Origin of the sequence: Streptomyces sp. NPDC053755 (assembly GCF_040677675.1) — a bacterium.
Lineage (GTDB): Bacteria > Actinomycetota > Actinomycetes > Streptomycetales > Streptomycetaceae > Streptomyces.
This window is the reverse complement of sequence record NZ_JBFASK010000071.1, coordinates 1-8301: the sequence shown is the minus strand read 5'-3', so window position 1 is coordinate 8301 and position 8301 is coordinate 1. Positions and strand designations below refer to the sequence as shown.

The 8301-nt window shown below is 73.9% G+C and carries 6 protein-coding genes; 2 read left to right on the top strand and 4 right to left on the bottom strand.

All coding sequences use genetic code 11. The features are described 5' to 3' along the window. From AB0K65_RS32105 to AB0K65_RS32095, 3 genes are all read right to left on the bottom strand, one after another. Positions 1-1210, bottom strand: a 1210-nt coding sequence (locus tag AB0K65_RS32105) for a lipid-transfer protein (RefSeq protein WP_365722790.1), incomplete at its 3' end; no start/stop codon positions are given. Then, the gene (locus AB0K65_RS32100; RefSeq protein WP_365722788.1) at positions 1207-1674 is read right to left on the bottom strand and encodes a zinc ribbon domain-containing protein; all 468 of its coding nucleotides are present in this window, start codon (positions 1672-1674) and stop codon (positions 1207-1209) included. The genes AB0K65_RS32100 and AB0K65_RS32105, both read right to left, overlap by 4 nt. 239 nt (positions 1675-1913) lie before the next feature. After that, positions 1914-2723 carry a M15 family metallopeptidase gene (locus AB0K65_RS32095; RefSeq protein ID WP_365722785.1) on the bottom strand — a complete coding sequence of 270 codons (810 nt, stop codon included), beginning with the start codon at positions 2721-2723 and terminating at the stop codon, positions 1914-1916. On the opposite strand from AB0K65_RS32095, the gene AB0K65_RS32090 reads away from it, so the two are divergent. Further along, a complete protein-coding gene (locus AB0K65_RS32090) occupies positions 2722-3282 on the top strand; it encodes an NUDIX domain-containing protein (protein ID WP_365722783.1) in 561 nt (186 codons plus the stop codon). The two genes, AB0K65_RS32095 and AB0K65_RS32090, sit on opposite strands and share 2 nt — an antisense overlap. A gap of 260 nt (positions 3283-3542) precedes the next feature. Here AB0K65_RS32090 and AB0K65_RS32085 read toward each other — a convergent pair whose 3' ends face one another. Continuing rightward, a complete protein-coding gene (locus tag AB0K65_RS32085; RefSeq protein ID WP_365722781.1) occupies positions 3543-5897 on the bottom strand; it encodes a TIM-barrel domain-containing protein in 2355 nt (784 codons plus the stop codon). 215 nt (positions 5898-6112) lie between these two features. On the opposite strand from AB0K65_RS32085, the gene AB0K65_RS32080 reads away from it, so the two are divergent. Beyond that, complete coding sequence (locus tag AB0K65_RS32080) at positions 6113-8089, top strand: acetoacetate--CoA ligase (RefSeq protein ID WP_365722779.1); 1977 nt, start codon at positions 6113-6115, stop codon at positions 8087-8089. Positions 8090-8301 lie beyond the last annotated feature (212 nt).

The following is an 8301-nucleotide window of genomic DNA, read 5'->3' as shown; positions in this document are numbered from 1 at the left end:
GGGGGCGCGGCGGGGCGGCCCCCCCCCCCCCCCCCACCACGGCCGAACCGTGCCCGAAGAGCCCCTGGTTGGCCGTGATCCCGACCCGGGCGCCGGCCACCTGCCGGGGACCCGCCGCCCCGCGCAGCTGCCAGGTCAGCTCGCAGATCTGCGCGATCGCCTGCGCGGGCACGGCCTCGCCGAACGAACCGAGTCCCCCGCTCGTGTTGACCGGGACGCGCCCTCCGAGTCCCGTGGCCCCCTCCCGTACCAGCTTCGCGCCCTCGCCCGTCCCGCACAGGCCGATGTCCTCGTACCACTCCAGTTCCAGCGCGGTGGACAGGTCGTAGACCTCGGCGAGCGACAGGTCCTCCGGGCCGATCCCCGCCTCCTCGTACGCCGCCCTGGCGATCGACGCCCGGAATCCGTGCGGCGCGGGGGAGACGGCCGCGGCGGAGTCGGTCGCGATGTCGGGCAGATCGAGGACTGCCTTGGGGTAGACCGGTGAGACGGTGGAGACCGCCCGGACGCGGACGGGGTCCCGGTGCCCGTGCCGACGGGCGAACTCCATGCTGGAGAGCACCAGCGCGGCGCCCCCGTCCGAGGTCGCGCAGATGTCGAGCAGACGCAGTGGGTCGGCGACCACGGCCGAGGCCGCGACCTCCTCGACGCTCACCGCCTTGCGGTAGCGGGCGAGCGGATTGAGCGCCCCAGCGGCCGCGTTCTTGACCTTGACCCGGGCGAAGTCCTCCACGGTGTCCCCGTACAACGCCATCCGGCGCCGGGCGTAGAGGGCGAAGTACGCCGGGTTGGTCGCCCCGAGCACGCGGAAGCGCAGCCAGTCGGGATCGTCGGGCCGCTCGCCGCCCGCCGGGGCGAAGAAGCCCTTCGGCGCCGAGTCCGCGCCGACGACGAGGACCACGTCCGCGAGACCGGCGAGGATCTGGGCGCGTGCGGTCCCCACGGCCTGAGCCCCCGACGCGCAGGCGGCGTACACGCTGGTGACCCGCGCGCCCTGCCATCCGAGCGCCTGCGCGAAGGCGGCCCCGGCGACGTACCCCGGGTAGCCGCACCGCACGGTGTCCGCGCCCACCACCGAACCGATGTCCCGCCAGCTCAGCCCGGCGTCGGCGAGAGCCGCGCGGGACGCCGCCGTTCCGTAGGAGACGAAGCTGCGGCCCCACTTGCCCCAGGGGTGCATCCCGGCTCCGAGCACGGCGATGTCGCTCATGACCGCCCCTCCGCCTGGCGCGCGTGCACGGGTCTCCAGTGCCAGGTCGTCCAGGTGTGCTCGTCGTCCTCGTCGAGGACGCCCGGCACCACCTCGACCTCCATCCCGACGCCCAGGTCCGACGTGCGGACGCCCGGCGCCGCCTGGCCGAGGACCACCATCGCCTCCGCGGCCAGCTCCACGGCGACGAGCGTGTACGGCTCCCAGGGCGTCGCGGGGTCGGAGACGTAGGGCGCGGGTGGGCGGTAGCGGCCGTCGGTGTACGACCAAACGACGCCGCGCCGGGAGAGGGGGGTCTCGGCGAGCTCTCCGCCGCCGGGGCAGCGCGGGTTGCGGCACCACGAGTCCTCGCGGGGGAAGAAGACGGAGGAGCAGGCGGTACACCGGGTTCCGAGAAGCCGGAAGTCCGCTTCGTCGCCGTCGGTGAACCATCCCGCCACCACCGGTTTGCGCGTCCGTGCCACGACAGCCCTCCCCGAGCGTCCCGTTCTGACGAACCGTCAGGAGTTTGTCATGGATGGCGACGGCTGTGAACCGTACGGGCCCGTTCTGCGTCCTTCCGTGCGGCACGGGCGGTCGGGACCCACGGGGGTGGTCCCGGCAGCCCGTGCCTCAGGTCGTGCCGGTCCTGTCCTGCCCGGTCAGGTCGTGCCGGTCAGGTCGTGCCGGGCAGGTCGTGTGGATCGCGTCGTGTCGGGCCGCGTCAGTGCCCGGCGACCGACCGCCGCGCCACCGGGAAGTCGAAGAAGGTGCTCGGGAACGGCTCGGGCTTGTAGGTGAAGTGCCACCACTCCTCGGGCAGGTTCACGAACCCCTGCTCCGCCAGCGTCGTCTTCAGCAGCTGCCGGTTGGCCCGCTGGACCCCCTGGATCCGCGGGTCCTCGGTGTGCGACAGGGTGTCGAAGCAGTCGAAGCCGGTCCCCATGTCGACCGAGTTGTCGGGGAAACGATCCTCCGCCGGCGCGTGGCACTCCACCAGCGGCTCACCCGGCTCGTACGGCCGCGTGGGCGCCGCGGGCAGCCGCACGATCGTCAGGTCGACCGTCGAACCGCGGCTGTGCCCGGACTTCTCCGCGATGTAACCGTCCGCGAACAGACGTGACTTCTGCACCAGCGGATAGAACTCCCCCTTCATCCGCTCGTCGTCGAGATCCTTCGCCCAGCGCACGAAGTGGTCGACCGCCCGCTGCGGCCGGTAGCAGTCGTAGACCTTCAGCGAGTAGCCCCGCGCGAGCAGCTTGCGCTGCGCCCGGTGCAGCGCCTGCGCGGCGGGCCGGGTCAGGATGCACAGCGGCTGGCGGTAGCCGTCGACCGGCTCGCCCACGAAGTTGTGCTCCGTGGTGTAGCGCATCTCCTGGATGATCGTCCGGTCGACCGAGCCCAGCGCGACGAACTCCTTCGGAGCCTTCGGCTCCGGCGTGGCACGCGCGGACGGTACGGCGGCGGTGACGGCGACCAGACCGGCCGCGGCCAGGACGCCTAAGGCGCGGAAAGTGGAAGCAAGTCCTCTCATGTGCACCGTCTATCAGGTTCCGGGGGCACGGGGAAGGGTGATCGCGTACGGTCCTGCCGTGAAGGACTCCTACTGCTCCGCCTGCGGCGCGGCCTACGGCGAGGCCGCCCCGTGGCCCCGCACCTGCTCCTCCTGCGGCTCCGTCGCGTACCGCAACCCGCTGCCCGTGGCCGTCACGCTCCTGCCCGCGACGGACGCCTCCGGCACCGGCCTCGTCGTCATCACCCGCACGATCGAACCCCGCCGGGGCCACGTCGCCCTGCCCGGTGGCTTCGTCGACCATGCCGAGGACTGGCGCGACGCCGTCGTCCGCGAGTTGCGCGAGGAGACCGGGATCGAGGCGGCGGCCGACGAGGTCCGCCTCGCCGACGCCCTCAGCTCCCCGGGCGGGCACCTCCTCCTCTTCGGCCTGCTCCCGACGCGTCCGGCCGCCGGACTGCCGCCCTCCGTCCCGACCGACGAGACGAGCGGCTGGCACCTGCTGAGGGCTCCGGAGGAGCTCGCGTTCCCGCTGCACACCGAGGCTGTACGGCGCTGGTTCGCGGGGACGTACGCCTGAGGGCCCGGCCCCCTCCCGGCCCGGTGCCTGCCGGGCGCCCCACTCCTTCGGCCTTCGGCCCCTGCCTTCGGCCTTCGGCTCTCGGCTCTAGGCCCCTGCCCTCGGCGTTCGGTCCCGGGGACCGGTCTCGGGGACCGGGCCCGCCGGGCGGAAGCGAGGGCGCCCACCCGCCCCACCCGCCCCACCCGCGCCGCCCCTACGGCGAGCGCCCCCGTACGCCCGACCCCCTCCGGCCTCGCCGCCTCCCCCCCACCTCCCCGTCAGACCTCGCCGCTCCGCACCCGGACCGGAAGGTCCGTCTCCCGAACCCCGTCGTCCGTCAGTCGCTCCACCACCACCCGTCCGTCCTCCAGGCGGGACGCGTACCGCTCGATCTCGGCCGGCTCCCACCCGTCCCCGGTGTCGCGCACGACGAGCCCGCCCCCGGTCCGCCCCGCCGCCGGAGCCCAGACCTCCAGCTCCAGCCCGTCGCCCCAGCCCCGTACGGGGATCACCGCTCCCGCGCGCGCGAGCACCGGGATACGGGACGGCGGCGCCTCCAGAAGCACCTGCCCCGGCCCCTCGTACGCGCGACCCGTCGCCGTGTCGTACCAGCGCCCGCGCGGGAGCCGCACGGCCCGCCGGTCCGTGCCCCGGGACAGCACCGGCGCCACCAGCAGGGAGTCGCCGAGCAGGAAGGCGTCCTCGCAGTCGCGCAGCGCCCGGTCCTCCGGCGCGCTCCACCACACCGGCCGGACGTACGGCGCCCCGGTCAGCCGCGCGAGCCGGGAGAGCGTCACGAAGTAGGGGCGCAGCCGCTCCCGCTCGGCGAGGGCCGCGCGCGCGTGCTCCAGGACGTCGGGGCCGAACTCCCACGGCTCGCGCCGCCCCGCGTCGATCGCCCCGTGCGTACGGAACAGCGGAAGCCAGGCCCCCAGCTGGAACCAGCGCAGGAAGAGCTCGGGTGAGGGGTCCCCGTCGAAGCCGCCCACGTCGGGCCCCGAGTACGGCACCCCGCACAGTCCGAGACCCAGGACGAGCGAGAGCGACGCCCGCAGCCCGGGCCAGCCGGTCGACACGTCGCCGGACCAGGTCCCTCCGTAGCGCTGCATCCCCGCCCACCCGGAACGCGAGAAGAGGAAGGGGCGCTCCTCGGGCCGCAGCCGGCGCAGCCCGTCGTACCCGGCCCGGGCCATGGTCAGGCCGTAGACGTTGTGGGCCTCCCGATGGTCCCCGCCCCGGCCGTCCAGCGCGTGCCGGGCCGACCGCGGCAGGGTCTGCTCGCCGAAGGGGGCGAAGGAGACCGGCTCGTTCATGGCGTGCCAGACCCCGGAGAAACCCTGCGCCAGACGCTCCTCGTAGAGCCCGCCCCACCACTCCCGCACGACCGAGTCGGTGAAGTCCGGAAACGCGCAGGTCCCGGGCCAGACCTCCCCCCGCACCTCGTCCCCCCGCGCGTCGCGCACGAACGCCCCGATGCCGCCCCCGCCGTCGTACACCGCGTTGCCCGGCTCCGCCTTCACGGCGGGATCCACGATCGACACCAGCCGGACGCCCCGCTCCTTCAGATCGGCCGCCAGCCCCGGCAGATCGGGGAACCGCTCCCGGTCGACCGAGAACACCTGGTGCGCGTCGTAGTGGTCGATGTCCAGATGGAGGACGGAGAGCGGCAGCTCCCGTTTGAGGTAGCCGTCCACCACCCGCCGCACCTCCCGCTCGCTGCCGAACCCCCACCGCGCGTGCTGCGCTCCCAGCGCCCACGAGGGAGGCAGCGCGGGCGCTCCCGTCAGCGCCGCCCATCCGTGCAGCACGCGCGCGGGGGTCCCGACCACCACCCAGCACCGCAACGGCCCCCCGCTCATGCGGACCTCGGCGATTCCCGGCCGGTCGTGCCCGGAGCCGGCCCCCTCCTCGCCTTCGGTGAGCCGGACGTGCCCGTCCCAGGAGTTGTCGTGGAACGCCAGGTGCGTGCCGGCGTCCGACACGACGAACTGCACCGGCATGGTGATGTGGACCGGATCGTCGCCGGGGGAGAACCCCCTAGGGGGGGCGGTGTTCCACAGCCGGTACGTACCGTCCCGCAGCCGCGGCCCCGCCGTCCGCCCGCCCAGACCGAAGAACCGTCCGTCCGCCGGCACCTCGCTGCGCTGCACCCAGCGTGCCGGGCCGCCCCCGACCGGCTCCCACCAGCGCGGCGGCGGATCCCGGCGGAGCACGACCCCGCCCGGCGTCCGGATCTCCACCGCCCCGTGCCGGGAGACCGCGACCGTCACACGCTCCGACACCACCCGCCAGCCGCCGTCCGTGTCCGGCTCCAGCACCGCCCGCGGGTCCGGCTCGGGCGCCTCACCCGCCAACGCGTACGAGGGCAGTGGCCCGGCTCCGTCCCAGCCCCAGAACACCGTGCCCCCCGCCGAGACGCTGATCCGCAGCTCCGAGCGGGCGAAGCGGACGGTCCCGCCGCCGGGCCCCGGCACGACCTCCTCGACCGGACCGGGGACCCGGGCCCGCTCCGGCCCCCTCCGCGGCAGCCCCCACGCGTCCGTGCGCCGCTGCCGCCACGCCGCACGTACCACCCGCCACCCCCGCACCGATCCGAACACCCTCACCGAACGCACCAGCTCACGACCGATCATGCCGCTCACCCTGCCATCGGGCCACGGGCGCGAGAGGTGCGTTCAACTGCCGTTCACCCGTGGTGGGAGCACATATTCAGCTAACTGACCATGGGCGGCGAAACCTGGTGCGAAACCCGCTCCCATGGCATCGTCCCTGTCAGCCGCGTCACGCGCACACCCCAGCACGTGCGCGCGACCCACGCAGACCCCGCGTACGCCCAGGGAGCCGCCCCATGACATCAGCGCACACCGACCCGCTCTGGCAGCCGGACGAGGAACGAATCGCCGCGGCCGCGGTCACCCGTTTCCAGTCCTGGGCGGCCGAGCACCACGGAGCCCCGGCCCAGGGCGGATATCCGGCCCTGCACCGCTGGTCGGTCGAGGAGCTGGAGTCGTTCTGGCAGGCCGTCGTCGAATGGTTCGACATCCGGTTCGCCACCCCGTACGAGCGCGTCCTCGGCGACCGGTCCATGCCGGGCGCCCGGTGGTTCCCCGGAGCCACCCTGAACTACGCCGAACACGCCCTGCGCGCCGCCTCCGAGCGCCCACACGACCCGGCTCTGCTCCATGTGGACGAGACACATGAGCCGCGGCCGATCAGCTGGGCCACGCTGCGCCGTCAGGTCGGTTCCCTCGCCGCCGAACTCCGCGCCCTGGGCGTCCGTCCCGGCGACCGGGTCAGCGGCTACCTGCCGAACATTCCCGAGGCCGTCGCCGCCCTGCTCGCCACCGCCGCGGTCGGCGCGGTGTGGACCTCCTGCGCGCCGGACTTCGGCGCCCGCAGCGTCCTGGACCGCTTCCAGCAGGTGGAGCCCGTGGTCCTGTTCGCGGTGGACGGCTACCGCTACGGCGGCAAGGAGCACGACCGCCGCGACACCGTCGCCGAGCTGCGCGCCGAGCTCCCCAGCCTCCGCGCGGTCGTCCACATCCCGCTGCTCGGCACCCAGGCCCCCGAGGGCGCCCTGGAGTGGTCGGCCCTCACCTCGGCCGACGTCGACCCCGTCTTCGAACAGGTCCCGTTCGACCACCCCCTGTGGGTCCTGTACTCCTCCGGCACGACGGGCCTGCCCAAGGCGATCGTGCAGTCCCAGGGCGGCATCCTGATCGAGCACCTCAAACAGCTCGGTCTGCACTGTGACCTGGGACCCGGGGACGTGTTCTTCTGGTACACCTCCACCGGCTGGATGATGTGGAACTTCCTCGTCTCCGGCCTGCTCACGGGCACCACGGTCGTCCTCTACGACGGCAGCCCCGGCTACCCGGACACCGCAGCCCAGTGGAGGGTCGCGGAACGCACCCGCGCCACCCTCTACGGCACCTCCGCCGCTTACGTCATGGCCTGCGCCAAGGCGGACGTCCACCCCGGCCGGGACTTCGACCTCTCCACGGTCACCTGTGTCGCCACCACCGGTTCGCCGCTCCCGCCCGACGGCTTCCGCTGGCTGCACGACGAGGTCCGCGAGGATCTGTGGATCGCCTCCGTCAGCGGCGGCACCGACGTCTGCTCCTGCTTCGCGGGCGCCGTGCCGACCCTCCCCGTCCACATCGGCGAACTCCAGGCCGCCGGCCTGGGCACCGACCTGCAGTCCTGGGACCCGTCGGGCAAGCCGCTGACCGGCGAGGTCGGCGAACTGGTCGTCACCAACCCCATGCCGTCCATGCCGATCCGCTTCTGGAACGACCCCGACGGCAGCCGCTACCGCGACAGCTACTTCGAGATGTTCCCCGGCGTCTGGCGCCACGGCGACTGGATCACGATCACCGACCACGGCTCCGTCGTGATCCACGGCCGCTCCGACTCCACCCTGAACCGCCAGGGCGTCCGTATGGGCTCGGCCGACATCTACGAGGCCGTCGAACGGCTCCCCGAGATCCGCGAGTCCCTTGTCATCGGCCTGGAGGAACCCGACGGCGGCTACTGGATGCCGCTCTTCGTCCACCTCGCGGACGGCGTCACCCTGGACGACGCGCTGATCGCCCGGATCAACCGGACGATCCGCTCCGAACTCTCGCCGCGCCACGTCCCCGACGACATCATCGAGGTCCCCGGGGTGCCCCACACGCTCACCGGCAAGCGCATCGAGGTCCCGGTCAAGCGCCTCCTCCAGGGCACCCCCCTGGCCAAGGCCGTGAACCCGGGCTCCGTCGACGATCTCGGCCTGCTCTCCTTCTACGAGACCCTGGCCGCGACCCGCGCCGAGCGGCGGTAGCGGCGGCGGTGGGGCGGGGTGCGCCCCGCCCCACCCCCCCACCCGGGGTGGTCCACCCCCCCGCCCACCCCTCCGGGGGTCACCCCCCCTAAGAACCCAGCGTCTCGCCCAGGACCCCCCCCAACTCCGCCCCCACGCCCCCCGCGGCCTCCAGGGCGCGGCCCTCTCGGTCGCCGCCAACCCCCTGGTCCTGTGGGCCCACACCCGCGCCG

What these genes read in the sequence shown, in the direction of transcription:
- AB0K65_RS32095 (WP_365722785.1), bottom strand. Translation starts at nt 2,723, where the DNA reads ATGAGAGGACTTGCTTCCACTTTCCGCGCCTTAGGCGTCCTGGCCGCG.
- AB0K65_RS32080 (WP_365722779.1), top strand. Translation starts at nt 6,113, where the DNA reads ATGACATCAGCGCACACCGACCCGCTCTGGCAGCCGGACGAGGAACGA.
- AB0K65_RS32085 (WP_365722781.1), bottom strand. Translation starts at nt 5,897, where the DNA reads ATGATCGGTCGTGAGCTGGTGCGTTCGGTGAGGGTGTTCGGATCGGTG.
- AB0K65_RS32090 (WP_365722783.1), top strand. Translation starts at nt 2,722, where the DNA reads ATGTGCACCGTCTATCAGGTTCCGGGGGCACGGGGAAGGGTGATCGCG.